This is a genomic window from Treponema sp. JC4 (assembly GCF_000260795.1).
Classification (GTDB): domain Bacteria; phylum Spirochaetota; class Spirochaetia; order Treponematales; family Treponemataceae; genus Treponema_D.
On sequence record NZ_AJGU01000001.1, the window covers coordinates 252490 to 279431 of the forward strand.

Annotated in this window: 20 protein-coding genes; 19 read left to right on the forward strand and 1 reads right to left on the reverse strand. The window is 40.6% G+C overall.

Features of this window, described 5'->3' with window-relative positions; translation table 11 throughout:
* Positions 1 to 167 precede the first annotated feature (167 nt).
* The 19 genes from MSI_RS00980 (at position 168) to MSI_RS01070 (ending at position 24737) form a co-directional block, all read left to right on the forward strand.
* Positions 168 to 1232 (forward strand): sugar ABC transporter substrate-binding protein, encoded by a 1065-nt coding sequence (locus tag MSI_RS00980; protein ID WP_009102737.1) that lies wholly within the window; start codon positions 168 to 170, stop codon positions 1230 to 1232.
* A 194-nt stretch (positions 1233 to 1426) separates the two neighbouring features.
* The gene (locus MSI_RS00985) at positions 1427 to 2947 is read left to right on the forward strand and encodes a sugar ABC transporter ATP-binding protein (RefSeq protein ID WP_009102738.1); all 1521 of its coding nucleotides are present in this window, start codon (positions 1427 to 1429) and stop codon (positions 2945 to 2947) included.
* A gap of 18 nt (positions 2948 to 2965) precedes the next feature.
* A complete protein-coding gene (locus MSI_RS00990) occupies positions 2966 to 4132 on the forward strand; it encodes a sugar ABC transporter permease (protein ID WP_009102739.1) in 1167 nt (388 codons plus the stop codon).
* Positions 4133 to 4326: 194 nt separating this feature from the next.
* The gene (locus tag MSI_RS00995) at positions 4327 to 6534 is read left to right on the forward strand and encodes a methyl-accepting chemotaxis protein (protein ID WP_009102740.1); all 2208 of its coding nucleotides are present in this window, start codon (positions 4327 to 4329) and stop codon (positions 6532 to 6534) included.
* Positions 6535 to 6549: 15 nt separating this feature from the next.
* Positions 6550 to 7122 (forward strand): hypothetical protein, encoded by a 573-nt coding sequence (locus MSI_RS01000; protein WP_009102741.1) that lies wholly within the window; start codon positions 6550 to 6552, stop codon positions 7120 to 7122.
* Positions 7123 to 7231: 109 nt separating this feature from the next.
* The gene (locus MSI_RS01005; RefSeq protein WP_009102743.1) at positions 7232 to 8734 is read left to right on the forward strand and encodes a glycine hydroxymethyltransferase; all 1503 of its coding nucleotides are present in this window, start codon (positions 7232 to 7234) and stop codon (positions 8732 to 8734) included.
* A gap of 62 nt (positions 8735 to 8796) precedes the next feature.
* The gene (locus tag MSI_RS01010; protein WP_009102745.1) at positions 8797 to 9606 is read left to right on the forward strand and encodes a M28 family peptidase; all 810 of its coding nucleotides are present in this window, start codon (positions 8797 to 8799) and stop codon (positions 9604 to 9606) included.
* A gap of 72 nt (positions 9607 to 9678) precedes the next feature.
* Positions 9679 to 10515, forward strand: coding sequence for a hypothetical protein (locus tag MSI_RS01015; RefSeq protein WP_009102747.1), 837 nt, complete (start codon positions 9679 to 9681; stop codon positions 10513 to 10515).
* Between the two features lie 30 nt (positions 10516 to 10545).
* On the forward strand, positions 10546 to 13413 hold the full coding sequence (locus MSI_RS01020) for a leucine-rich repeat domain-containing protein (protein WP_009102749.1): 2868 nt from the start codon (positions 10546 to 10548) through the stop codon (positions 13411 to 13413).
* Positions 13414 to 13431: 18 nt separating this feature from the next.
* Positions 13432 to 15579 (forward strand): hypothetical protein, encoded by a 2148-nt coding sequence (locus MSI_RS01025; RefSeq protein ID WP_009102752.1) that lies wholly within the window; start codon positions 13432 to 13434, stop codon positions 15577 to 15579.
* A 7-nt stretch (positions 15580 to 15586) separates the two neighbouring features.
* Positions 15587 to 16627 (forward strand): glycosyltransferase family 2 protein, encoded by a 1041-nt coding sequence (locus tag MSI_RS01030; protein ID WP_009102754.1) that lies wholly within the window; start codon positions 15587 to 15589, stop codon positions 16625 to 16627.
* A 178-nt stretch (positions 16628 to 16805) separates the two neighbouring features.
* Positions 16806 to 16958: a hypothetical protein gene (locus MSI_RS01035; RefSeq protein WP_155815450.1), complete on the forward strand. Its 153-nt coding sequence runs from the start codon at positions 16806 to 16808 to the stop codon at positions 16956 to 16958.
* Between the two features lie 238 nt (positions 16959 to 17196).
* Positions 17197 to 17436 (forward strand): hypothetical protein, encoded by a 240-nt coding sequence (locus MSI_RS01040; RefSeq protein WP_009102760.1) that lies wholly within the window; start codon positions 17197 to 17199, stop codon positions 17434 to 17436.
* Between the two features lie 177 nt (positions 17437 to 17613).
* Positions 17614 to 19770 carry a toprim domain-containing protein gene (locus MSI_RS01045; RefSeq protein WP_009102764.1) on the forward strand — a complete coding sequence of 719 codons (2157 nt, stop codon included), beginning with the start codon at positions 17614 to 17616 and terminating at the stop codon, positions 19768 to 19770.
* Positions 19771 to 19800: 30 nt separating this feature from the next.
* Positions 19801 to 20748 carry a TAXI family TRAP transporter solute-binding subunit gene (locus MSI_RS01050; RefSeq protein ID WP_009102766.1) on the forward strand — a complete coding sequence of 316 codons (948 nt, stop codon included), beginning with the start codon at positions 19801 to 19803 and terminating at the stop codon, positions 20746 to 20748.
* A gap of 19 nt (positions 20749 to 20767) precedes the next feature.
* Entirely contained in the window at positions 20768 to 21274 is a 507-nt protein-coding gene (locus MSI_RS01055) for a DUF1850 domain-containing protein (RefSeq protein ID WP_009102768.1), read from the forward strand.
* Entirely contained in the window at positions 21264 to 23297 is a 2034-nt protein-coding gene (locus MSI_RS01060) for a TRAP transporter permease (protein WP_009102771.1), read from the forward strand. The genes MSI_RS01055 and MSI_RS01060 overlap by 11 nt, the downstream gene beginning before the upstream one ends.
* A gap of 72 nt (positions 23298 to 23369) precedes the next feature.
* The gene (argF, locus tag MSI_RS01065) at positions 23370 to 24368 is read left to right on the forward strand and encodes an ornithine carbamoyltransferase (protein ID WP_009102773.1); all 999 of its coding nucleotides are present in this window, start codon (positions 23370 to 23372) and stop codon (positions 24366 to 24368) included.
* 99 nt (positions 24369 to 24467) lie between these two features.
* On the forward strand, positions 24468 to 24737 hold the full coding sequence (locus MSI_RS01070) for an ACT domain-containing protein (RefSeq protein WP_009102774.1): 270 nt from the start codon (positions 24468 to 24470) through the stop codon (positions 24735 to 24737).
* Between the two features lie 143 nt (positions 24738 to 24880).
* Here MSI_RS01070 and MSI_RS01075 read toward each other — a convergent pair whose 3' ends face one another.
* On the reverse strand, positions 24881 to 26869 hold the full coding sequence (locus tag MSI_RS01075; RefSeq protein WP_081481331.1) for a carbohydrate-binding domain-containing protein: 1989 nt from the start codon (positions 26867 to 26869) through the stop codon (positions 24881 to 24883).
* Positions 26870 to 26942 lie beyond the last annotated feature (73 nt).

The window sequence follows — 26942 nt, forward strand, 5'->3', positions numbered from 1 at the left end:
GGACAAAATAATTATGATGAAAAACAAAAAAAATGCGTAAGAAACTAATATTGTCTAGAAAATTGATGAATTTTTATTTCTGCAATCTTATATACTGAAATCAATAAGAAACAAAAATGTTTCTATAAAAAAAAGAACACCGCTTAGGAGGCGGAAAGGAGTTTTTTATGAAAAAAATTACAAAAGTTGTACTCGCAGCTTGTGCATTTGCTGCAGTATCTTCTTCAGCTTTTGCTGCTAAAGCAAAGAAAGCTAAGACAGAAGTAGGTATCGTTCTTCCAACAAAAGATGAACCACGCTGGATTCAGGACGAAACATCATTCACAAACCTTCTTAAAGACAATGCTTCTGTAGAAGTTTTGTTCTCTCAGGGAGACTCAAACAAAGAAAAACAGAACGTTGAAGCTCTTCTTACAAAGGGAATCAAAGTTCTTATTATTTGTCCACAGGACGGTGCTGCTGCCGCTGCTGCTGCTGAAGCTGCAAAGAAAGATAAGGTAAAGGTTATTTCTTATGACCGTCTTATTACAGATACAACTGCTGTTGACTACTATGTAACATTCGACAGCTTCTCTGTAGGTGTTGCACAGGGACAGTTCCTTATCGACAACCTTAAAGATAAATCAAAGAAAGGAAACCCATTGTACCTCTATGCAGGTGCTGCATCAGACAACAACGCTTTCATCTTCTTCGAAGGTGCTTGGTCAGTACTCCAGCCAAAAATTGCTGACGGTACATTCGTAATCAAGAACTCTTCTGAAGCTGAAAAACTTTCTTCAAAGAAAACACTTACACGTGCTGAACTTTCTAACGTAATCAACCAGGTAACAACAGACTGGAACTTCGATGTTGCTAAGAGAAAGGCTGCTGATAACTTGACAGTTGCTAAGGCTGCTGACAAGGGTGATGTATCTATCTTGGCTCCAAACGATGGTACTGCTCGTGCAATCGCTGACGAATTCGCTAAAGACCCAGCTGTAAAATCATATGTAATCACAGGACAGGATGCTGAAAAAGCTTCTCTCCAGTACATCCGCGATGGAAAACAGACAATGACAGTATGGAAGAACACATCTGTATTGGCTAAAGCAGCTGTAGACTTGGCTACACAGCTCATCAACGGTAAAGCTCCTGCAACTTCTGCTTCTTACGACAATGGTAAGACAAAGGTTAAGGCTATCCAGGCTGATGTAACTGTTATCACAAAGTCTAACGTTGATATCGTAAAATAAATTGAATGAAGGCGGCTTGTTCGCCTTCTTCAACAGGACGGGGAGTTCGCTCCCCGTCCAAAAATAAAACATATTTAATAAAGATTTAATAATATTAATTAAGAAGAAAATTAAAAATACAGCGTGAATACGCACAAACTTAAACCGGTAAATCCGGATTATTTTTTCAATTACAAAATGGGGGTAATAACAAAATGGGCAAGACAATACTTGAAATGGCTCATATCACAAAAACATTCCCCGGAGTTAAAGCTCTTGATGATGTAACATTTAAAGCTGAAGAAGCAGAAATCCTTTTCATCTGTGGTGAAAATGGTGCTGGTAAATCAACTTTGATGAAGGTTCTTTCTGGAGTATATCCTTTTGGAACTTATAAGGGAGAAATCCGCATCGATGGAGCAGTTCAAGAGTACAAAACAATCAAAGACAGTGAACGAGCAGGCCTTGCAATTATTTATCAGGAACTGGCATTGATTCCTGAATTGTCTGTTTACGAAAACATCTATCTTGGACATGAAATCCGGAACAAGAACGGTACTATTAACTGGAACGAAACAATTATTCAGGCTAAAAAACAGCTTGAGCGTGTAGGACTTGATGTTGACCCAAGTACAAAGATTAAGGATCTTGGTACAGGTAAACAGCAGCTTGTAGAAATTGCAAAAGCTTTGAGTAAGAACGTTCGTATTCTTATTCTTGATGAACCTACATCTTCTTTGAATGAAAATGACAGTGAAAATCTGCTTAACCTTATTGTAGAGCTCAAAAAACAGGGCGTTACAAGTATCATGATTTCACACAAGCTTAAGGAAGTAACTGCAATTGCTGACCGCGTAACAGTATTGCGCGATGGTAAGACAGTTGCTCAGCTTGAAAAAGATGAAATCAACGAAGAGCAGATTATTAAATACATGGTAGGTCGTGAACTTACTAATATCTATCCAAAACGTGAACACATCAATATCGGTGATGTTGCTCTGGAAGTTAAAGACTGGAAAGTTTATGACTACACAGTTTCACGCCAGCTGCTTAAAGGTATAAACCTTACAGTTCGTAAGGGTGAAATCCTTGGTCTTGCTGGACTTATGGGTTGTGGACGTACTGAATTTGCATTGAGCCTTTTTGGTAACCCACGCAAATACAAGGTAGAAGGCGCTGCTTTCCACAACGGAAAACAGGTTAACTACAAACACCCTGCAGACGCTATTGCTGACGGTATCGGATACGTTTCTGAAGACCGTAAAGGTAATGGACTTTTGCTTCAGCAGGATGTAAAGCAGAACATCACAATTGCTTCTTTGAGACAGCTTGTTAAAAACGGCGTTGTAGATAAGAACAAGGAAATTGTTATCAGTTCACAGTATGTAAAAGATCTTCGTGTAAAAACACCATCTATTGATACAAAGGTAAACAACCTTTCTGGTGGTAACCAGCAGAAAGTAGCTTTGGCTAAATGGATGATGACACGTCCAGAAGTTCTTATTCTTGATGAACCTACACGCGGTATCGATGTTGGTGCTAAGTATGAGATTTATTCGCTGATGAACCAGCTGGTAGAACAGGGTATGGCTATTATCATGATTTCTTCAGAATTGCCTGAAGTTCTTGGTATGAGTGACCGCATCTGTGTTGTATCTGGCGGTGTAATTGCCGGCGAAATGAGTGGTGCAGAAGCTACGCAGGAAAAAATCATGCGTATTGCTACTGAAAACTAAATTAAGGAGAAATATAAAATGGGTACATTAACTATAATCAAGCGTAACATGCGTTCTTATGGTATGTTCATCGCTTTGCTTGCTGTAATGCTTTTCTTTACTGCCACAACCGGCGGTATCTTCATGAATGCTCGTAACCTTAGTAACCTGTTCGATCAGACAGGATACGTTGCAGTTCTTGCAATCGGTATGACATTGATTTTGATCGACCTTCAGATTGACCTTTCTGTAGGTTATGTTTGTGGTTTTATTGGTGCTATTGTTGCTCAGATTATGCGTGTTGCTCCTGGTGTTCCAGTAGTAGTACTCGTACTTGGTGCAATGGTAATCGGTATTCTTGTTGGTGCTTATCAGGGTTTCTTAGTTGCAAAATGTGAAGTTCCACCTTTCGTTGTAACTTTGGCTGGTATGTTTATCTTCCGTGGTGCTTTGCTTCTGGTTACTGGTTCTACTGGTACAATCGTAATCAAGAACGAAACATTCAACGCTATTGGTAACGGATTTATTCCTGATATCGGTGGTGAACACGACATTCATATCCTTACAATGATTCTTGGTATTGCTCTTGTAGGATGTCTTATCGGTTCAGAAATCAAGGCTCGTGCTAACAAGGCTAAATATGGTCTTTCTGACAGCCCAAAAACATTGTTCATTGCTAAATTGTTCTTCATGGCAGTTTTGATCTTGTTCTTCACAACAAAACTTGCTCAGTATCATGGACTTTCTTGGACAATCGTAATCGTACTTGTAGTACTTGGTATCTACCACTTCATTACAAACAACACAGTTCTTGGACGCCACATCTACGCTGTAGGTGGTAACCGCGAAGCTGCTCAGCTTTCAGGTATTAAGGTTGAAAAGATTTTGATGTTCGTATTCTGTAACATGGGTATGCTCGCTGGTCTTGCTGGTGTATTGTTCGCAGCACGTCTTCAGTCAGCTACACCAACAGCTGGTAACGCATTCGAAATGGATGCCATTGCTTCTTCTTACGTTGGTGGTACATCAGCATCTGGTGGTGTTGGTAAAGTTACAGGAACAATGATTGGTGCTCTTGTAATGTCTTCTTTGACAAACGGTATGAACCTTATGGGTGTAGGTATTTCTTTGCAGTACATCGTTCGTGGTGCTGTTTTGATTGCTGCCGTATTGTTCGACGTTCGCGCACGCCGCGTTAAGATCTAATTAGAATCCAAATTCTCCTCTAAATAAATTTTCCGCAAGTCCGGGTGGGCTTGCGGTTTTTCTTTTAACTAATTTCCCGGAAATTCTTAAATATAACAAAAAATAATTGCGTTCTGTGCTGATATAACGTACAATCAAGCACATAAAAAAAGTTTTACCGTATTGACATTTTTTATATACAACTGGAGGAAAGAATGGCTAAGAGTAGTTTTTCTTTCAAGTCGATAAGGATGAGTCTTGTCCTTTCGCTGGGGTTGGCAATGATTGTCATTTCAATTTTGATGACATTCATGATTGGTAAAACAGTTCTTCAAAACAATAAGCAGCAAATTACCAAAAGTATTATTACGCTTACAGAAAAGAAGGGAGATTCTGTAGAAAAAACGATGACCGAAATGGTTTATTCGGCAGAAACTCTTGCAGGTCTTTTGGGTGGAACCTGGGCTATACCTGATAAGCAGCGTTCCTCTTCTGTAGAACAGGAAGTTCGTGCTCTTGTTAAAACTTCAAGAATTGATTCGGCATGGGCCTATTGGGTTCCTAATATGTTTGACCACAAAGATGCAAAACGTGCTGATTCAAGAGATAATCCAACAGGACAGTTTAAGGTTCATTATATCCGTGATAAAAACGGACGAATCAAAAACGATATTGTAACAGAATTCACTCCTCAGCAGATTGAACAGGCTTCAAATGCGGGTAATCCTTTTATCAGTGAACCTGCAATTACAACTCTTGACGGAGAAAAGGTTCTGACCGCAAAGGTTTTTGCTCCTATTCAGAATTCGCTTGGTCAGAGAACTGGTGTTGCGGGTATTGATATTGTACTTTCCGGTCTTGCAGGAATGATGGACGGCTCTTCAATCAATAAGGGTACAGTATGTCAGTTCCTTACTTCTTCGGGTGCGGTTCTTGCCGCAAGTGATGGAAGTACGGTTGGTTCAAAAAGTGCCCTTTATTCAGATTCAGCCTATAACGAATATTTTACTTCTGTTGATGAAAATGGAAATCAGACTGCTGATACAAGCTTTTTTACTGCAAAGATTGCAAATGTTAATCAGTTTGTTGTAGTTTCAAAAACTCAGGTGGACCGCTCCGGTGCCTTCTGGTATTTTGTTTCAATGACACCTGTAAAGGTAATGGAAGAAACAGCCTGGAAGACAATCTGGAATATTATATTTGCCTTTATCCTTCAGATTATAATTGTAATGATGATTGTATTTGTCGTTGTTACAAGAATTATAAAGCCTCTTAAGATTACGGTTAAGGCTCTTCAGAATATCAGTGAAGGTGATGGTGATATGACTGTCCGCCTGCACTCAAATCAGGCAAATGAAATTGGTGCAATGTGCGAAAGCTTTAACAAGACAATGGATAAGCTTTCAACTTCAATTAAGGACGTTAAGGAATCAAGTTCAGAAATGGACGGAATTGGAAATGAACTTAATGATTCTATGACTCAGACTTCTCAGGCTGTAGTTGATATTACTGCAAGCATTCAGTCTATTCAGGAGCAGATGCAGGAGCACGCAGCTGGTGTTGAAGAAGCCCGTTCTGTTGTTGAACAGATTGTAAAGAACATTAAAAAGCTTAATGAAAACATTGAAGTTCAGGCAAACAGCGTTACAGAATCATCTGCCTCTGTAGAACAGATGACTCAGAATATCCGCAGTGTTACCAACATTCTTGAAAATAACCGCCAGTCAATCAATTCTCTTGAGCAGGCTTCGGAGTTAGGTCAGTCATTAATTGATAATACGGCAGAACTTTCAGAAAAGATTCAGGAGAGATCAAAAGGACTTCAGGAGGCATCTTCTGTAATTAAGAATATTGCAAGTCAGACAAACCTTCTTGCCATGAATGCGGCTATTGAAGCTGCTCACGCAGGAGAAAGAGGTCAGGGCTTTGCCGTTGTTGCTGGTGAAATCCGAAAACTTGCAGAGGAATCAAGCTCTCAGGGAACTAAGATTCAGAATGAACTTAAAGATGTTCAGAACCTTATTGATGAGGTTTCGGAATCTACAAAGAAGGTTCAGGAACAGTTTACAAGCATCTTCTCCCTGACTAAGACGGTAAGCGAGCAGGAACTTGTAATTGATGAAGCAATGAAACAGCAGAATCAGGGTGGAGAACAGGTTCTTGTGCTTATGCACACCATTAAAGATATCACAGGAAACGTTAAGAACGACTCTGATGAAATGATGGAAGGCAGCAAGCAGGTTTCTTATGAAATGGACAGCATTGCAAACATGACTACTGCCGTAAATAACAATGTGCTGAACATGACAGAAAAAACTGATGCAATCAGCGCTTATTCTAAACAGGCTCAGCATTGTGTAGAAAAGAATGTCGGCAGTATTTCAAAGCTTCGTGAAGCAATGAATAAGTTCAAGGTAGAGTAGGACGGGGGTAAAGTTATGAAAAAGATTTTTTTCGGATTGATTATAATGCTGGCTTCATCTGCTCTTTTTGCGCAGGTCGATGTAGAACTCCCGAAAGGAAGTGTAGAACTTTTTGACGGCTTTGAAAAAGGCAATTACTGGATCTGGGCTGGCTTTGATTACGACCAGTGGGGAAGTCATAAAATCTCAACTGGTGCAAATCTTTCTAAGGACTGGGCTTCGGAAGGAAGACATTCTCTGGAACTTACAATGGAAGCAATGGATGTGGCCTCTTCCAAATCTGCAGTATGGTTTTATGACGGAACAAATGATTTGAGCGGTACAAAATATATTGCAATTGATTTTTATAATCCGGAAAACTATACCTACAATATTCTTGCAGTTTGTCAGGCAACAAATGAATGGAAGTGGTGTCAGGCAACTCAGTCTTATCTGGTTCCAAAAGGAAAGCACACTGTTGTATTTGATTTCAGGGAGCATACAGCTTTTCTGAACGACGTAAAGCGTATTTCAATTACAACAGATAACTGGGAAGTGTATCCAAAGGAATCTCATATTTATATAGATAATATACGTCTTATAAAATAAGGCCTTTTTAGACATCTTTAATTCCCCTAAAGTTCTTTAAAATAATTGAAACTTATCTGCCTTTTCTGTAGTATATGGGAAATAAAATCCTATATTTGGGGGAATTAAAATGTCTACACCATTGGAAAATTATCTTGCTGCCACAAACGGTAAACCAAATGCCGCTATGTGCGCTTATGTTGCTAATCTTCAGCAGGTTGCAGCTGTCGGTCCTGATATTGCTGCTTCAATCGTAAATGAGCTTGAAAATCAGAGAAGCCACCTTAAGCTTGTTGCAAGCGAAAACTACTGTTCGCTTAACGTTCAGGCTGCTATGGGAAACCTTCTTACAGATAAATATGCAGAAGGATATCCTGAACACCGTTACTATGGCGGTTGTGTAAATATCGATGCTGTTGAAAATACCGCTGCCCGCGAAGCAGAAGCTCTTTTTGGTGCTGACTACGCTTATGTACAGCCACACTCTGGTGCAGACACAAACCTTGTAGCTTACTGGGCAATCCTTTCTGCAAAGGTTGAAACTCCAACTTTGGAAGAACTCGGCGTAAAATCTTTGAACGATTTGACAGACGAGCAGTTTGACGCACTCCGCAAAAAGTTCGGAAATCAGAAACTTATGGGTCTTGATTACTCTTGTGGTGGTCACCTTACTCATGGATATAAAATGAATGTTTCTGCACGTATGTTTGAATCACACCCATACGGAGTAGATAAAGAAACTGGTCTTTTGGACTATGATGCAATTGAAAAGCAGGCAATGGAAGTAAAACCTCTCATCCTTTTGACAGGTTTCTCTGCTTATCCGCGCAAAATCAACTTCAAGCGCTTCCGCGAAATTGCAGACAAGTGCGGAGCAGTTCTCATGGTAGATATGGCTCACTTCGCAGGTCTTGTTGCAGGTAAAGTTTTCGAAGGCGACTACGATCCTGTAAAATGGGCAGATATCGTAACAACTACAACTCACAAAACTTTGCGCGGTCCACGTGGTGCTATGATTCTCTGTAAGAAGGAATTTGCTGATTACGTAAATAAGGGTTGTCCTATGGTACTCGGTGGTCCACTCGGACACATCATGGCTGCTAAGGCTATTGCTTTCAAAGAAGCCCGCACTCCAGCTTACCAGGCTTGGGCACAGCAGGTTGTTAAGAACGCACAGGCTCTTGCTGAAGGCTGTAAATCACACAACATTCCTCTCCAGACTGGCGGAACAGACAACCACCTTATGCTCTGCGATGTAACTGTTTACGGTCTTACCGGAAAACAGGCAGAAGCTGCCCTCTTCAAGTGCGGTGTAACTGCTAACGCAAATGCTCTTCCATACGACAAGAACGGCGCCTGGTGGACATCTGGTATCCGTATCGGAACTCCAGGTCTTACAACTCTTGGTATGAATGAAGCTGATATGAAGGAAGTTGCAGACATTATCGACTTCGTTCTTAAGAATACAAAGCCTGGCGTAACAAAAGAAGGAAAACCTGCTAAGGGTAAGATTGAGATTTCTGATGATACAGTTACTGCTGCACGCGCTCGCGTAAACAAGCTGCTTGGTGCTCACGTACTTTATCCTGAACTCGACCTTGACTTCCTTAAGAAAGAGTTTGTAAAAGCATAAAAAAATATGCTAAATAAAAATCTCCGGTTAGTCCGGAGATTTTTTTTGCCGATAATTTAGGCATGGCGTTTTTGGAAGAGGATTTTAATGACTTTATCAGGCTCGATGCTGACAGGATAGCTTTTATTCAAAACTATCTGAACGGTATCGGGCTTGATTGTCCTATAATTCAGGTTGATGGAAAAAATCATCTTTATCCGGTTTTTCCCAAAAATCAGTACAATGCGCTTTTTAAAATCAAAACTATAATTGCCCATTACGACCGGGTTCCAAATACTCCCGGTGCAAACGACAATTCCTCTTCGGTTTATTCACTTCTGCGCTTTGCGGAACGTCTTATCAATCGGCCTGGAATTCACAATATCAGAATGATTTTTACAGACGGCGAAGAGCTGAGCGAGGGGGGAGTTGCATCGCAGGGGGCTTTTGGACTTGCAAAACTCTTCAAAAAACTTGGAATCACAAAAGATGATGTTTATGTTTTTGACTGCATGGGGCGGGGGACAATTCCGGTTCTTACAGAAAGCCTGCTTCCAAAAAATCTTCCTAGTCTTTTTGTAAAGGATTTTTGCCAGCTGGAAGAAAGGGCCGAAAAAATCATCAGAAGTGCGAACGGCGGCAAGTGGACAAAACTTCCCTGTAATTACAGTGACAACGCCGGTTTTATTGCAAACGGAATCCCTGCAGTTGCCTTTACCATGCTCCCCTCTGACGAAGCAGACTATTTTCTGCGTTCCGGACAGCGCCCCCTTACCTGGGAAAAACTTCATACTATGGAAGATAATCTTCAGAGCCTTAATGAAGAAGCCTTTGAAATTACTTCCCGCATTCTTGATAATCTTGCAGACCTTAGAACTGTTCAGCATGCATAATTTTCCCCTTTAATTTATCATTTTCTTATGTTAGAATAAATTAATGTTATAAAATGAATCCCGGGGGATTTTATGAAAAAGTTTGGAAAAAGTGTTCTGGCCGTTCTTTTTACTCTTGTTATCGGCTGTTTTTCTTCCTGTAATTTAATTTCATCAGACAAAGCAGCAGGTGCTGTAAAAATTGAATTTGACGGTAACTTTGCTAAAGCAGTAAGCGAACGTGCTGCACTTCAGATTCAGGAAGAGGATTTAGAGCCTCACGAATTTTTTAGAATCCAGGTTGATATAACCGGTGATTATACCGATAGCGCATATAAAGATTTTAACTTTGATGAATGGCACAGCCTTTTGGAAGGAACGGGATCAGTTTCTTTTGCCTTTGAGAATATTCCTGTAGATTCAAATGTTAATGTAAAAGTGACGGTTTCTAAATCCTGGGGAACTGAAACTCATACTATTATGGCAGGTGAGTCAGAACCAATTACAATACATGCTGGCGAAAATCATATTCCTCTAAACCTTTCTTATGTTGAGGATTATAATTCATCTGAACCAGACCCTGTTGAGCCTAAACCTGAGCCAGAAACTTCAACAACTGCTGGAATTACAGTAACTCTAGCAGAACTTAATTCAGAAGATCTGGCAGAAAAAATTGAACTCAAATCTGAAGTCACTTCCGATATGGTTACCCTTACTGCCGGACCAAAGTCAGACTCAAATATTACAGTTACTTCTTACTCATGGAATGTAACTTACGGTAATCAGCCTGTCGAAGGTACAGCAGCGGACGGTATGTGGACAATTTCTGCAGGAGATCTTGGCTCAGGTATTTACAACGTAACACTTACAGTGCAGATTGCTGGCGAATATTACTCGGGCAGTACAACATTTACAATTACTAAAGAATAAAGATTTATTAAATAAAAATAGGAGACTGTTATGAAAAATAAGTATGTATTTTGCAGCATTTTTGCAGGACTTTTTTTGATTTTTACATCCTGCAACAATCTTTTTGATTCTGAAATTTCGCAAAATAAACAAAATACACAAAGCCTTGCAGGAAAGAAAGTCGTAAGTCTTTCTGTAAATCTGCCTCAGGCAAGAACAATTATGCCGACAGCTGTTACTGCTGAGGATATTACAAAAGTGGAGCTTTTTCAGGATGACAAAAAACTTGATTCATGGAACGGCTTGTCAGCTCTATCTGATGCTTCTGTCACAATTGATTATGGCACTTATGACTTTACTATAAATCTTTATATAACAGAAGGCGATGTATTCTGTCTTGTTCAGACCGGCTCATTACGGGAGTGCACGGTAGATGAAAACACAACGAGCCTTGCATTTACAACAAGTTATGTTGATAAAGGAAGTCTTTCGGTTACGGTTACGCTTGCTAATCCAAATGAAAATAAAATCGGAAAGATAGAAGCAGGTCTTTTTACGATTGCAAGTGATGGAAAAACTGCAGTAACTGGTTTTGACTACACTGAACTTGATGAGTTTGTTGATTTACAGTCTGTTTATTCACTTTCTGAAGTTCCGAACGGCTCTTATTATCTTAAACTTCGTGTTTATGATATAGATAACGAAACCGTTCTCAATACCTTCATGGACGTTGTAAAAATCAACGGCTACAAGACAGAAGGCGAGGTTGAAATTGATCCGAATAATCTTAACTCATTTACTTCTCATACAAGCGGAAATATTCAGATTGATGACAACATTTTGAATATTATTGTGAATACTCCTGAAAAAAAATATTTGAATGTATGTGATATTACTTTCGGAGCTACAACAAAGGTAGGAGATACGGTTTTAACAGAAAGTTCTGATGTGACATGGAATGCTCAGTTGTTTTATGGTGGTTATAATGTTGATGATTACGGAACAACTCATATTCAAGTTACACAAGCCACAGAAGAGGTTCCTGCTACTCTTTCAATCAAAAAACGTCTTGAAATAGGTGGAACCTATCAGCTTTATGTTACTGCAGTGTATAACGGAGTTACTTCAAGCCAGACAGTTGATTTGTACATACCAGAGGCAGAATATTACGAGTATGATGTTTCTGATAAAGAATCTATAGGCACAATTTCAAAAGATATGTCAAATCTGATTGCTCCTGCTGAAGTTAAACTTTCCGGAGAACTTTTAGATTATTCTAATGTTGATAGCAGTACTGTTGCGTCAACTACTTTGTCTTCAATAGCTTCTGCATTTTCTAATGCAGCCAACTATCTTGATGTTGATATGGCAGAAATTACTGTTCCGTCTAGTACTCAGGCATTTCAGTTTTCTGCTTTAGGCAGTGATGATTATTTGTTCAGTAATTCTCCAATTGCATCACTAGTTCTTCCGTCATCAGTGAATACTATTGGCGCCAGTTCGTTCTATTTATCCAGCCTTCAGAAAATCACTATTCCGGCAACGGTTATTTTCATTGAACCGGGTACATTTAAAGACTGCAGCAGTCTTTATGAATTTACTGTTACAGGAGAGACTTCTACTGGCCAGAGAGTTGTTTACTCTTCAATTCATGATAATTTGATGCTTTTGCAGACGGCAACAATTGATGGCACAGAAAAAAAGACTCTGCTTGCAGTATCTCGAAGTGAAATTCCTGACGGCGAAAATCAGGGCGAAGCTGTCACAAGTCTTGATTTCTCTGATTCTGAGCTTTCGGGTGTTTCAGAAATCGCAGCTTATGCCTGCTGTAAAAATAATAAGCTTACAGAAATCAAAAAATTTGGAGATATAACAAAAATCGGAGAAGAAGCATTTTATTACTGTTCAAGTCTTTCTTCTATTCCGAAAATCACAACACCTCTTGCTGAAATTTCTTCCCGAGCATTTTATTCATGTCAAATATCTGCTCTTGAGATTAGTACAGATTCTCTTGTCCTGGAAAATAGCGCCCTTTCATGTTCAAGTCTAACTCTTAGTTTTGATATTACAGAAACTAATTATGCGAGCGTAAAATCTAATATCATTGACAATATTAACAGTGTAGCAACACTAGTTTGTGATGGAACGGTTTATCTTCCTGATATTTCTGGTGCTTATTCTGTATCTACTCCTTACAACTCTTCTTGTTTCTATAATTGTTACAGTTCATTAGGCAGCATTACATTTAACAAGAGTGCGATAATTGGTGACGGTCAGTTTGGAGCTTACTCAAATCTTACGACAGTTGCTTTCAAAGCCGGAGGTACAATTGGAAATTATACATTCTATGGTTGTTCAAAATTGCCGACCGTAGAATTAACGGGAGTTACTTACTTTGGAGAAAAAGCTTTCTATAACTGTAATGCATTGGAAGGATATACAGGTACACTTGGGGATGGTGCTGTAATTGGTACTAATGCTTTCAGTTCTCTACCGAAGCTTACTTCTTTTGATCTTACGAATGTTGCAGGAATTAGCTATGCTGCTTTCTGTAATGCCGGTCTTAGTGGAACAATCACCCTTCCTGCTTCTGTTATTGGTCTTTCAGATTTGGCCCTTTATGTAAACGATGGTAACAGTAACAATGCTTTAACGCTTGATTTGACTAACATCTTATCTGGCGGAACATGGTATTATATTTTGTTGTCTGCTGAATCAGCGGAAACAAACTGGAAAAACTGGCTTTCTTCAAAGCCTGATGCACAGACTATCACTGATGCAGGTTGGACCGAACTTACCGAAGATGGTACAAATGGAACGGTGGAAGCGCAGATTCTTTCTATTTTGAACCAAACTAATACCCCTGAAGGTGGCAGTGCATGGGACTACAGAAAGTATCTTTACAAACTTGTTGATTAGAAGGGAGGGGGAAAGATTATGAAAAACACATTTTATAGATTCAAAGATAAAATCGAAACAGTTGTTGCCTTGATTGCAGTTCTTGGCTTTCTTTCGGGTTGTTCTAATATAATCAGTAATTCTAGAAGTGATGAAGATACAAAAAAAGAATGTATCATAAGCGGAAAAATCAGTGTTGGCTCTTCAAGCGGAGCAATATCTTCTCAGGTACTAAATGTTTTTTCTGAAAACTGCTCAAGTGCACGTTCTGCGACAAGTTCGTTTGACACCTCAACAATTGACATTTCTTTTGGCAGTCTGTATGTTACGCTCAATGGTTCAGTTGATGGCAAAACAAAATCCTTTAATGCAAATATAACAAAAACCGAATCCGGCTGGGCTTATCTGGCAGCGATTCCGTCATCGGGCGAATGGATGCTTGTAGGCGGAATGAGCACTCCTGATACTGGCTGGATATTGTATGGAAGCTCATCGGTTACGGTTGATGAAAAACTTTCTCCAATTTCTGATGCAGATTTCTTTGTATCTCCAAGGCCTGTTGATGGAGTAGCAGGAAAAATCAATCTTCAGATAAATAATGAGACTGAAACAGTTACCAGTGTTTTTTATGAATGGGCAGAAGAAATTGACGGACTTGCAAATGGCAGTCTTACTTTTGCTGACGGGGTTGCAACGTTTGCATTTGACGAAGTTCCGGCCGGAAGCCACGAAGTAACACTTATTTTTAAGGATTCTAGCAATAATGAATTGTATTCGTGCAAAGAAGTGATTACTGTTTTTTCAGGCTTTATCACAGATTCATGGTATGGAGAGAGCCCATATTTTCAGTACGACGAAGTTTCTAATTCTTACCGCTTTATACTTACCGATTCAATTATCGAGTCTTACGAATCTACTCCTGCCGGTGCTTTAGCCCTGGTAGAAGATACTGCCGTAACAAGTACACCTTATGTTTTGTGGAGCAGCACAACAGATGAGTTTAGCTCTGATGCTAGAAGTTGTCTTACTGCAGATAGTGTTACAACAGGCGGAACTACAACTATGGCGGGGCTTCAGGTATTTGGTGAAGTAAACGAAAGCACAACAATTACACGCCCTATTTCAGCGGAATCTAACCCGGTTTTTTGTTTTGGAGACGGCTATCTGTGGATTTTAAGCGGCTCGACAGTTACAGGTTATAAGCAGTCATATTCAGGATATGTAAAAGATTATGACAACGTAATTGATTTAGAATCCCTTGTAAAAACAGATACTATTACTTCTCCATATTTGGGGGATGTTTTGGCATATTATGACGGCAGTCTTTATTTCATCTGGTACTATTATAGTTCTGGTTACAAATACAATCTTTCAAGATACATACTTTCTAGTGGCAATGTTGTAACTGTTTCTATCGACGACAGCTGGAACAAGCTTTATGTGAATTCATATAATAATACTCCGCTTGCTGTGTATGCGGTAACTTCGTCTTCTGGAACAACCATTTACAAGTGTCCGCTTACAATTACTGATACAAGCATTACTTTAGGTACGGCAGAAAGTTACGAAGTCGCGGCAGAAAAGTTTGGTTTTTCTTCGCTTACCTCAATTAACGTCGGTGATTTTTTAGTCTCTTCAAGCAAGCTGTATGTGCTTTTGTACTCGCATTCAAGTTATAGTGGCGTTTATGACCTTTACATAAACAGCGGAACAGAAGGTGAGCCTTCATATACAAGAGAAAAATACTTCTGTGCAAGTAACGGCGGAATCCTGCAGTTTGATTTAAGTGCTACAGAGTTTATTCCGACAGTCTGGTCTGATGGTTCAACAAAGGTGCTGGGCTGGTATACGGATAGTGAATCATCATCCTATTACATACATACATATATTTCTGGGGAAGGAAATGTTTATAAAGCCGTTGGAGATAATCTTACAATTCAGCCGCCGCTTGAAGAAGCCGGTAACTGGTTTTATGGAGCAAAGAAGTTTATTGCAATAAAGCCGGACGAACTTGTAATCGCCGATGAAGGCGCATACATTGACAAGACAGATGGTAATTATAACATTCACTCAAAGAACCGTGTTGTTACTGTAAATCTCGCATCAGAATCTATTTCTGCAACCGATGTAAATGTAACATTCAGCACGAAATTCGGTGGATGTGGAAGCATTGGTATGAGTGACTAGTCCGTTCATGAAACAAGAGCCCAAAATTTCCGTCTGTATTCCGGTGTTCAACTCAGAGAGGCAGCTGAAACGCTGTCTTGATTCGGTGATTTCTCAGGATTTCCCCGATTTCGAGATTGTCATCGTAAATGACGGAAGTACTGGTACAGATGAAAAGGGCTTGGTCTGTCGTAAAATCGTTAAGCAGGCCGAAAAAGACTGTAAGCGTAAACGTAAAGAAAAGGGACAGAATGCTGTTCCCTTTAACTACACTGAGCATCGTTCAAATCTTGGGCTTTTGGAAGCACGCCGAACCGCAATTGAAAATGCACGGAGCGAGTATATCTGCATTTTAGACAGCGACGACATACTTTTGCCCTGTGCGCTTACTTTTTTCTGGGATGTTGCATTCAAAACAAATGCAGATATAGTGCAGGCACACACGGACATTTACTGTGAAGATACGGATTCATCGTCAGTAGAGCGCATAAAAGAAATCAACACAAAATACAACAATGTTTTTGAAGGCGAGCTTACAGGTTCTGCTGTATTCGACAGTTTTTTGATAAATCAAAGTCACATCGGTCTATTATGGGCAAAACTTATTCGCAGGGAAGTGTATCTTGCAGCTCTTTCTCATATTCCGTTTACTCACTGCGTTATGAGTGAAGATATGCTTCAGTATTTTTTTATTGCGTACGAAGCAAAAAAATATGTCGGAATAAAAAATACGTTGTACCGCTACACTGCCGACACCGGCATTTCAAGCAATATGATTATTTCAGACCTTGCTCGCTGGGAAAAAATCTGCACCACAGCAAATGTATTTGCAATCATCTTTGAGGCGATAAAAGAATATCCTGAGGGAACTTTTTCTCTTGAACAGATGGAAGCATTGCGCCTTCAAAGCCGATCTTATCTTGTAAATAATATCCAGCAGATGAGAAAATACGTTATTCCAGAACTACAAAATCAAGCTCATGCCATGCTCTGCGATTACTGGGGTGAAGATTTTGTAAACCGAATGGAACAGGCTTTAGATAAAAAAGCCATTATATGTTCCTTTTAATACATCATGGACTTATGGTTCGAATTATACATTATATGACGGGTTTGCCTTTTATACCGATGCTGATGGTGTAACAAAGTACAGAAATGTAAATCGGGTTGTTACTGTTGATTTGGAGAGTTTTTCAATTATTGAATCAGAAACGGCAAATGTTACATTTAGCGGTGACGATTCTGATTTGAAAACAGTATTAGCCGCCAGTACATCTACAAGTTATCAGACAGCACTTTCAACATTTTTTACGACTTCTAAGTATTATAAGAACGATGAAAATATTGTTGATACGAATGAAACTTATTACGCTCAACTTGGTATTCCTTGCGGAGACTAAGAATAATTCTGTAATGCAGAAGTTTTTACTCGCTTTCCTCCCATATCACGGGTACTACAAATAATATTGTATACAAGTAGGATATCTTGTTGTGTCGCTAGATTTATTTTCTTTAGGAATCAAAATTAAGCAAACGCCTTCCATCAGTGTCTGTCTTCCGCTTTATGGCACCGAGCCCTTGCTTGCCTAGTGCCTGCGTTCGGTTTTCTTGCAGGATTTTGATTCTTTTGAGGTAATTGTGCTTTCCGACGCAAGCAGGGGAAAAGACGAAAACGGCCCCAACGGAAGAAAAATCACAAAATTGACATATAACGAGTGCCGCAAAATCAGAAAAACAAGAGGCCTTCCTGATATTAACGTTCGTTTTATTGAACACCGCGAAAATATGGGTCTTGTCGAAGTTCGCTGCCCGAGCCATGCTATGCGACTACTGGGGCGAAGACTTCGTTACCCGAATCGAAAAATCTATGAAAGCTGAGTAACAGTATCCTGAACGATTTTCTTCACTTCGTCTTCTGTCATGTTCAGGGATTTTGCAATTATTGTGATGGAAACACTGGCTGAATCAATTTTCGTTCCGGCCGGTATTATGGTGGCAGAAATTCAAAAAATGTCTTATAATAAAATGAATTAAATAAAAATCCGGGTGGGAAAAATGGATTCAAAAAAGACTACTGCGGCAAAACCTGCTGCGAAGACTTCTTCTGTAAAATCGACAACAGCAAAAACGACTGCGGCTTCAAAGGCTGCCGCAACAAAAGCGACTGCTGCTAAATCAGCACCTGTAAAGACTGTTTCAAAAACTGCGGCGGGGGCTGCTGCAGTTACCACAGCAAAATCTAGTGTAAAAAAATCTGTAAAGACTGCGGCTGTAAAGGTTGAAGCTCCAAAAACTGAAGCTGTTATTGAAAAAACTGCGGCTGCAAAAGCTGTAAGAACATCTCCTGCTAAAACTACTGCGCCAAAAGCGGCTGCCGTTTACGACGAATCTTCCATCCAGCATCTTGAAGGCCTTGAACATATCCGTCTGCGCCCTGGTATGTATATCGGTTCTCTGGGCGACGGTTCTAACGAAAATGACGGTATTTATATCCTCTTAAAAGAAGGAATTGATAACTCTGTTGACGAGTTCAGTCAGGGCTTTGGTAACCGCATTGATGTTGAAATCAAGGACGGTCGTGTAAAAATCCGTGACTATGGACGCGGAATTCCTCTTGGAAAGCTTGAAGACTGTGTAAGTAACGTAAATACTGGTGCAAAATATAATAACTCTGTTTTCAAACAGGCTATCGGTATGAACGGTGTCGGAATCAAGGCGACTAACGCCCTTTCTTCTTATTTTCGTGCCGCTTCTGTCCGTGATGGAAAGATGGCTGTGGTTGAATTTGCCAAGGGAAATAAACTTTCCGGCAAAACCGGTAACGCAAAGCCTGGTGTGCCAAACGGAACTTATCTTGAATTCGAGCCGGATAAGGAATTATTCGGAAAATATAACTTCAACATGGAATATGTTGAAAAACGCCTCTGGAACTATGCTTACCTGAACCCTGGACTTTTGATTAAGTGTAACGGTCAGGAATATATCAGCCAGAACGGAATTATGGATTTGCTCAGCCACGAAATGGGTGGAGCAGACAAGGCTCTTTACAATCTTTTTGACTACAAGGGAGAAAACCTTCAGTTTGTTCTGACTCATGGTGCCAGCCTTGATAAATTCATTTATTCATTCGTAAACGGCCAGAGTACGGAAGACGGCGGTACCCACGTAACAGCCTTCCTTGACGGTTTTACAAAAGGAATCAACGAATACTTTAAGAAAGACTATGATATCCGCGACGTTACAAGCGGTCTCTATGTTGCCCTAAAAATCGGCCTTGATAATCCTATGTTTACAAGCCAGACAAAAAACAAGCTTGGTAACGTAGAAATCCGCGCTCCAATCATTAAGGAAGTTCAGATTGCGGTTGATGACTGGCTGCGCCATAATCCTGACATTGCCGGTCGCATCGAAGAAAAAATCATCAAAAACCAGAAGGCCCGTAACGAAATCAACAGCGTTACAGACAAGCAGATTCGCGAGGCTTCTAAATCCCTTATGCTTAAAATTCCAAAGCTTAAGGACTGCCGCTATCACTTGCAGGACGGCCCTAAGGGTGCAGAAAGTATGATTTTTATTACCGAGGGTGATTCTGCGACCGGTACAATGACACATGCCCGCGACGTAACTTACCAGGCAATCTTTTCTTTGCGGGGTAAGCCTGCCAACATGTACGGCATGAAAAAATCTGCAATTTTTGATGTAGAAGAGCTTAAAAACCTTACTTTCAGCCTTGGAATCCAGAAGGATATTGAAGGACTTCGCTATCAGAAAATCATTATTGCAACCGATGCCGATAACGACGGTTACCATATCAGAAACCTTGTAATGACCTATCTTCTTTTGTACTTTGAAGAGCTGGTTCTTACGGGGCATGTTTATATTCTTGAAACTCCGCTTTTCCGCGTGCGAAACAAGACAAAAACCGTTTACTGCTACAGCGAAGAAAGCCGCGATAAGGAAATCAAAAAGCTGGGTGCCAGCGCTGAGGTAACCCGATTTAAGGGACTTGGAGAAATCAACCCGAGCGAGTTCGGCCAGTTCATCTTCCCTCGCAAAGAAGGCGAAAGTGAAGACAAGGGCATGCACCTTACTCCGGTTACAATCCAGCAGCTTAAAAATGTGCCGGAAGTTCTGAAGTTCTACATGGGTAAGAACACCCCGGAAAGAAGGGATTTTATTATTCATAACTTAGCGTCTGAAATTGACGCTTAATATACAAGATTAAAAAAAAAGAGGTTCTAAATGAAAAAACTTTCTGTTGCTGCTGCCGTTCTGGCAGGTTTGATTGCCCTTACAGGCTGTAATGAAAAGAAGAATTACATTCTTGCTACTGGCGGTACTTCCGGTACTTATTATCCTTTTGGCGGTGCTATTGCCAACATCTGGAACACAAAAATTGATAACATGAATGTAACTGCGCAGGCTACTGGTGCATCTGCTGAAAACCTTCGTCTTATTTCAAAAGGTGATGCAGAATTTGCTACTGTTCAGAACGATGTAATGGACTATGCATATAACGGAACTGATATGTTCGAAGGTCAGAAGCTCCCGAATCTTGCTTCAATCGGTACTTTGTATCCGGAAGTTGTTCAGATTGCTGCATCTGCTTCAAGCGGAATTAAATCTATTGATGATTTGCGCGGAAAACGTGTTTCTGTAGGTGATGCAGGTTCTGGTGTTGAATTCAATGCAAAACAGATCCTTGAAGGTTACGGAATCTCTTTCTCTGACATAAAAAAGAACAATCTTTCATTCAAGGAATCTGCAGAAGGTATCCAGAACGGAACTTTGGACGCATGTTTTATAACTGCCGGCGTTCCTAACTCTGCTTTGCAGGAACTTGCATTTACTGCAGGTCTTATTCTTATTCCTGTAAATGGTGATAAAGCTGATGCAATCTGCGCTAAATACGGCTTCTATACAAAGACTGTAATTCCTGCTGGAACTTACAAGGGAACTGACCGCGATACTGAAGCTCTTGCAATTAAAGCTACTCTTGCTGTAAACGCAAATCTTGATGAAAACACAGTTTATGCAATGACAAAGGCTCTCTTTGAAAATCTTGATGAACTTGGAGCTGCTCACGCAAAAGGAAAGGAAGTTACTGCAGAATCTGCCGTAACAGGAATTTCTGTTCCATTCCATCCAGGTGCTGCAAAATACTATAAAGAAATCGGCGTTTTGAACTAAGGGTAAATATCACCCCTTTATGAAAAAACTTTTGGTTTTTACAGTGTCCGCTATCCTTCTGGCTTTGAATCTGCCGCTGGTGCGGACATTGTCAATTTCAAACAGAAAGAATCATTCAGAAAGAATTTATTCCATAAAAGCTGTAAAAGAGGGCTTTTCTGTAAATTACACACATTCGGTAAACAAAGGCCGGGTTCATGATTATTACCGTATTTTGAATTCCGGGGAACTGGAGCTTTATAAGACCCGTTTTGTTTCTTATGGAGCGGGAATCCCTGAGCCTTACGAAAGTGAAGGTGCAGAATTTTTAGTTAGCGAAGACGGCTACATTATAGAAAAGCTGAACAGAAGGCTGCCCAAGCTTGTTATGGCTGTCGGCGTAATTGCAGAACATTCTCTTACGGTTGGCGATACTGAATTTTTTTTGAAGGATTTTTTTAAGCCTCAGACAAGCCTTGAATTCCGGGTAAAAAGGCTTTCAATTTTAAAAATTATTACAAAAAGGAGTCCTATAGATGGATATTGAAACTTTGCTTCCGACAACGAACGAAGACGAAATGAAAAAACTGATGAAGGATCTGGACAGGGAAAGGTCCTACCGGGAGCATAAGTGCTGGCGTCAGTACATAACCGTACTTGTTTCGATAGCCTTCTGTACCTTTCAGCTTTTTGCAACCTTAAAAGGAACTATACCGACTCAGATTGTGCGTGCTTCTCACCTTGCTTTTGTGCAGTTCCTTGCATTTCTGCTTTTTCCAGCGACTAAAAAAATGGCTAAAAACACCCTTCCTCTTTACGACGTGCTTCTTGCCTTTATGGGAGCGGGCTGCTGGTGCTACTATATCATCAACTTTGAACAGATTGTAAGACGTGCCGGTGCCTATACCGCTTTGGATATCGTAATAGGAATTATCGGAATCATAATCCTTTTTGAAAGCTGCCGCCGTATAGTTGGTCTTCCAATTATGATTATTGCCGGCTGTTTTATCCTTTATGCCTTTATCGGACGTTATCTGCCAGGCTTTTTGAATCACCGCGGCTACAGACTTTCACGCGTTGTAAGCCACCTTTATTACACAACAGAAGGAATTATGGGAACTCCAATCGGGGCATGTTCAACCTTTATCTTCCTTTTTATTCTTTTTGGTGCCTTCCTTGAAAAAACAGGAATCGGGCAGTTCTTTATTGATGCCTGTAACGCAATTGCGGGTAGTGCAAGCGGTGGTCCTGCAAAAGTAGCAGTCCTTTCTTCAGCACTTTTGGGAACGGTTTCAGGTTCTTCGGTTTCAAATACTGTAGGTTCAGGTTCCTTTACAATTCCTATGATGAAAAAGCTTGGTTACCGCGGGGAGTTTGCGGGTGCTGTTGAAGCCGCTGCCTCAACCGGCGGTCAGCTTATGCCTCCTATTATGGGTGCGGCTGCCTTCCTTATGGCAGAAAGTGTTGGTGTTCCTTACATCACTGTTGTAAAGGCTGCTGTAATTCCGGCTCTGCTTTATTTTGCAGGAATCTTTATTATGGTTCATCTTGAAGCTCATAAGCGCGGCTTAAAAGGTCTTCCAAAAAATGAAATACCACGTTTTCTTCCTTTGTTCCTTAGCCGTGGATATATGATTTTGCCTCTGCTGGTAATTATTTTCTTCCTTTGTTCTGGAAAAACTGCAACTTATTCGGCTCTTATGGGAATCGTTTCGATTATCATTATTTCTATTGCGGCTTCTTTTGTAGATCTGGCTAATGGAAAAAGACCACGTTTTAATCTTCACGACCTTATTGACGTACTTTGTGCCGCTGCCAGAGGAATAATCAGTGTTGCAATTGCCTGTGGAATGGCCGGAATCATCATTGGTGTTGTAACTCTTACAGGGTTGGGACTCAAGCTTGGAGCAGGACTTGTTGCACTTGCCCACGGAAAGCTTTTCATTACTCTTCTTCTTACAATGATTTCTTCTATCATTCTTGGAATGGGTGCTCCTACAACTGCAAACTACCTGATTACTTCAACAATCACTGCAACTGCAATTGTTCACTGTCTTTATGGTGGCAGCGCTCCAACTCCTGAACAGCTTTTGCCTGCCCACATGTTCGCCTTTTACTTTGGAATTATTGCAGACGTAACGCCTCCTGTAGCTCTTGCCGCAATTGCGGGAGCTGCCATAGCAAGGGCAAAGCCTATGCGAACCGCCGTGAATGCTACAAAGCTTGCAATCGGAGCTTTTATTGTTCCTTATATGTTCATTTACAATCCTGCAATGCTTATGATAGGGGCAGATAAACTTTCTATTTTGCGAATTGCAATTACCGCAATTGTGGGAATGTTCGGCCTGAGTGTTGCTTTGGAAGGTTATGCTTTTACAAAAACTGGCTTCCTTAATAACTTTAAGGTATCAAAATCAGTAAAGAAATCGATGTCGGTAATTGAACGTATGTGTTTTATGGTTGCCGGTTTGTGTTGTATTGAATCACATTCAGTTACAGACCTTGTGGGAATGGCCATTATTTTTGTTTTAATCTGCGTCCAGTTACTGCGCAGAAGAAAGGCAGAATAAAGACAGTTCTTGAATAATACTAAAGTTTTGCACTATAATTAAACTTTCACAATCACTTTTAGCGAGGTTGTTATGAGTTTTGATTTGAAAGGACGCGACTTTTTAACACTTAAGGATTTTACTCCGGAAGAAATTCTCGGGCTTTTGGATTTGGCAGCAAGTCTGAAAGAAAAGAAGAAGCTTGGAATACCTGTTGATATTCACCGGGGTAAAAATATTGCCCTCATTTTTGAAAAGACATCTACACGTACCCGTTGTGCCTTTGAAGTTGCAGCTCATGATCTTGGAATCTGCACAACCTACCTTGCAGAGGGCAGTCAGATTGGTAAAAAGGAAAGTATTGCTGATACAGCCCGTGTACTTGGCCGCATGTTTGATGGAATTGAATACCGCGGTTATGGTCAGGAACTGGTAGAAGCTCTTGCAAAATATACTGACGTACCTATCTGGAACGGTCTTACAAACGAATATCATCCGACTCAGATGCTTGCTGATATGCTTACAATCCGTGAACATTTAGGAAAGCTGAAAGGTCTTAAACTTGTTTATTTTGGTGATGCCCGCTATAACATCGGAAACTCTTTGAGTATTGTCTGCTCTAAGCTGGGGCTTAATCTTGTTCTATGCAGTCCAAAAAAATATGCTCCAAATGCAGCTCTTATTGAAGAGTGTAAGGAATGGCAGAAGGAAAGCGGCGGTACAATTACTTTGACAGAAGACGTAAAAGCTGCTGCAAAAGATGCTGATATTATTTATACTGATGTCTGGGTAAGCATGGGTGAGCCTGATGAAGTCTGGGCAGAACGCATTGCTGACCTTAAAGCTTATCAGGTAAATGCAGATGTAATGAAGCTTGCAAAGCCTGAAGCAATTTTTATGCATGATTTGCCTTCTTTTCACAACCTTGAAACAAAAATCGGAAAGGAAATAGGGCAGAAGTTTGGTCTTACAGCAATGGAAGTTACAGACGAGGTTTTTGAATCAAAGCAGTCTGTAGTTTTTGATGAGGCTGAAAACCGTATGCATACTATTAAGGCTGTTCTGGCAGCTACGCTTGGAAACAACTTCTAACGGGGTGTTGCGGGGTGTCCCCGCTGAAGGGGTAGGACGCAACAAAGTGCGGCCGTAGGGGAAGGCTTTCCCCTCAATATAATTTTTAAGAGGTAAATTATGAATGCTATCATTACAGTAGTTGGATCTGATAAAGTTGGAATTATTGCTAAGGTTTCAGAATTCCTGGCACAGCATTCGGTAAATATTGCCGACATTACACAGACAATTCTTTCGGGAAACTTTGTAATGATGATGATGGTAGATTTGTCTAAGGCAGATGTAGCCGTTGACCAGCTCCGCGATTCTTTGACAAAAAAAGCCGAAGAAATGGGAGTTGAAATCAACGTTATGGCTGAGAAGGTCTTCAGCGCAATGCATAGGGTGTAGGTAAAAATCATATTCAGTGCGTGAACGGCAGCGGGGATGCAATCTGCTTCGCAGGGAGCGAGCGAAGCGAGTCAAATGCCTTATACCCTGCGCTGGCAGATTGAAGCACCGATGCCGTGGAAGCACTGTAATTAAACTTTTACTTAAAACCCTCTGTTTGGGTGAGGACCTTCCATAGCGCCGTTATTAGAGCTGCTGGATTTTGTATATACATAACTTGAGCTGGAAGTTGAAATGCCGCTGACACTTGTTGAGCCGCTGCTGACTTCCGGCAATTCTACGTAAAGATTATGGAAGGTAGTTCCACCACTTGCACTTACCCCGCTTACAGCCTTGTAGCTTGTTCCTGTCTGAATCTCAGGGCTTGATAAAATCATAATATAGTTAGAACTTGTGCTTGTTCCGAAGACTGATGGAATGGTATAGGCAAATACAGCATTTCCGGAAGAATCTTCAAGTGCAAAGGTAGTGTTTCCGCTTCCAAAATAATTGCCGCTTAAAACTATTGTACTCTGGCTGCAGGCTGAGCTTGTAGGCGCAGAATAATTGTTGGTTCCGATTCCCACCAGAAGGCCACCTGTTATTGCAAAGGTATTTGAATCACAGTCAAAGGCACATTCAGGGGTGGTTGAGGTAAGGGCTACGATAATACCGCCTGCAAGAGTAAGGGTACCGTTAGAATCAATTGCATCGTTGCCTGAAGAATAGGCAAAGATGTTTCCTCCGTAAATCTCGATCTTTCCTTTGTAGCCTGAAGTATCGCGGCTGACATTCAGACAGTCATCAGTTGTTGTAAGTTCAACAATTCCGCCTGTAATAAAGAGGGCCTGCTTGCCTTCAATGCCTTCTGGGGAAAGTTTGGTTTTTTCGCTTACAGTATCGCCGTCTGCGTCTGTAAAGGTGTAGTAGCTTGAACTTTCATTCTGCGGAGTGCCTGTTGTGGTAATGCTGATTTTACCGCCGGTAACCAGAACAAAAGGATATGGGTCATCAGAGGTGTCGCTGGTGACGGCATCATCATCAATATCCCATTTTGCGCTGATTCCCTTGCTGACTGTTGTGGAAGTGATAGTACCGCCGTTGATTACGATGTAGCCTTCGCCAAGGTGTTCATTTGCTTCTTCATCATCAGTGTCGTAATCCCAGCCTTCAACAATAATACCGCGGCTCTGGTTGTTTGTGTGGGTACCTGTACCGCTTATTGTGATAGTACCATCGTTCATTACAAAGGCATTTGCGGCCTGGAAGGCGTTACGGCCTGTTGAGTTTACAGTGTAAGTTCCGCTGTTAACCTGAATGTAATCATTAGAGAAGAAACCGTGCTTATAGCCTTCATTCAGGGTGATGGAACCGCTTCCGCTCATAATGAGTCCGCCTTTTGTGTAGATGGTGCCTTTTTTGCTTGAGGTAGAAGAGTAGTCAGTGCCGTAGCTTCGTCCGTCTGTAAAGGTGTTGCTGCCTTCTGCTACAAGGTAAACAGGGTTTTTCTTATCCATCTGGATACATGGATAAGAGCCGCTGGTAAGACTGACACTGTTCAGGTAGATAGCAACGCTGTTATTTTTGTTTGCGCTGATAAAAAGTGATTTTCCGCTGGCAGAACCGCTCAAAATCACTTTCAGGTCATTGCCCGTTGAACTTGAATCTGTCAGTGTGATAAGTCCTGTTTCTGAAATGCTGGTAGTAATATTTCCTGTTACAGTTCCATCGCTTGTGATTTCAGAATAGTCGCTGCCATCAGAAGAAACTGTTAAATCAGAAAGATTAAGGTAGAGAGTGTTTGCGAAGGTCAGATCAGAAGGGCTTTTTTCTGTAATCAGGGGTCTTGTTGCTGTGTTCGGGCTGTAGCTGTTACTCCAGTTGTAAATAAAAGAAGGAAGTCCGTTAGTAGAGTTTGTACCCGAAAGGCTTACGTTGTAAGCTTTTACTTCAGAAGTCAGGCTTGTTGCACCCGACGCCGTGGTTGAACTTGCATTTGTTGTGTTTACTGTAGTTGTTGTTGATGTTGAGCTTGAAGAAGACGATGAAGAGCTGGAAGAAGTGCTGCCAGCTGACAGAGAATCAACATCCATGTTGCAAGACATAATAAATAAAGAGGAAATGATAAATAAAAAATAATTAAGTCTTTTCATAATTATAATGGTACGTTATAAAAGTATTCTGGTCTTGAAAGTTGCTTATATTGTTCGTAAGAAAAAATAAGAA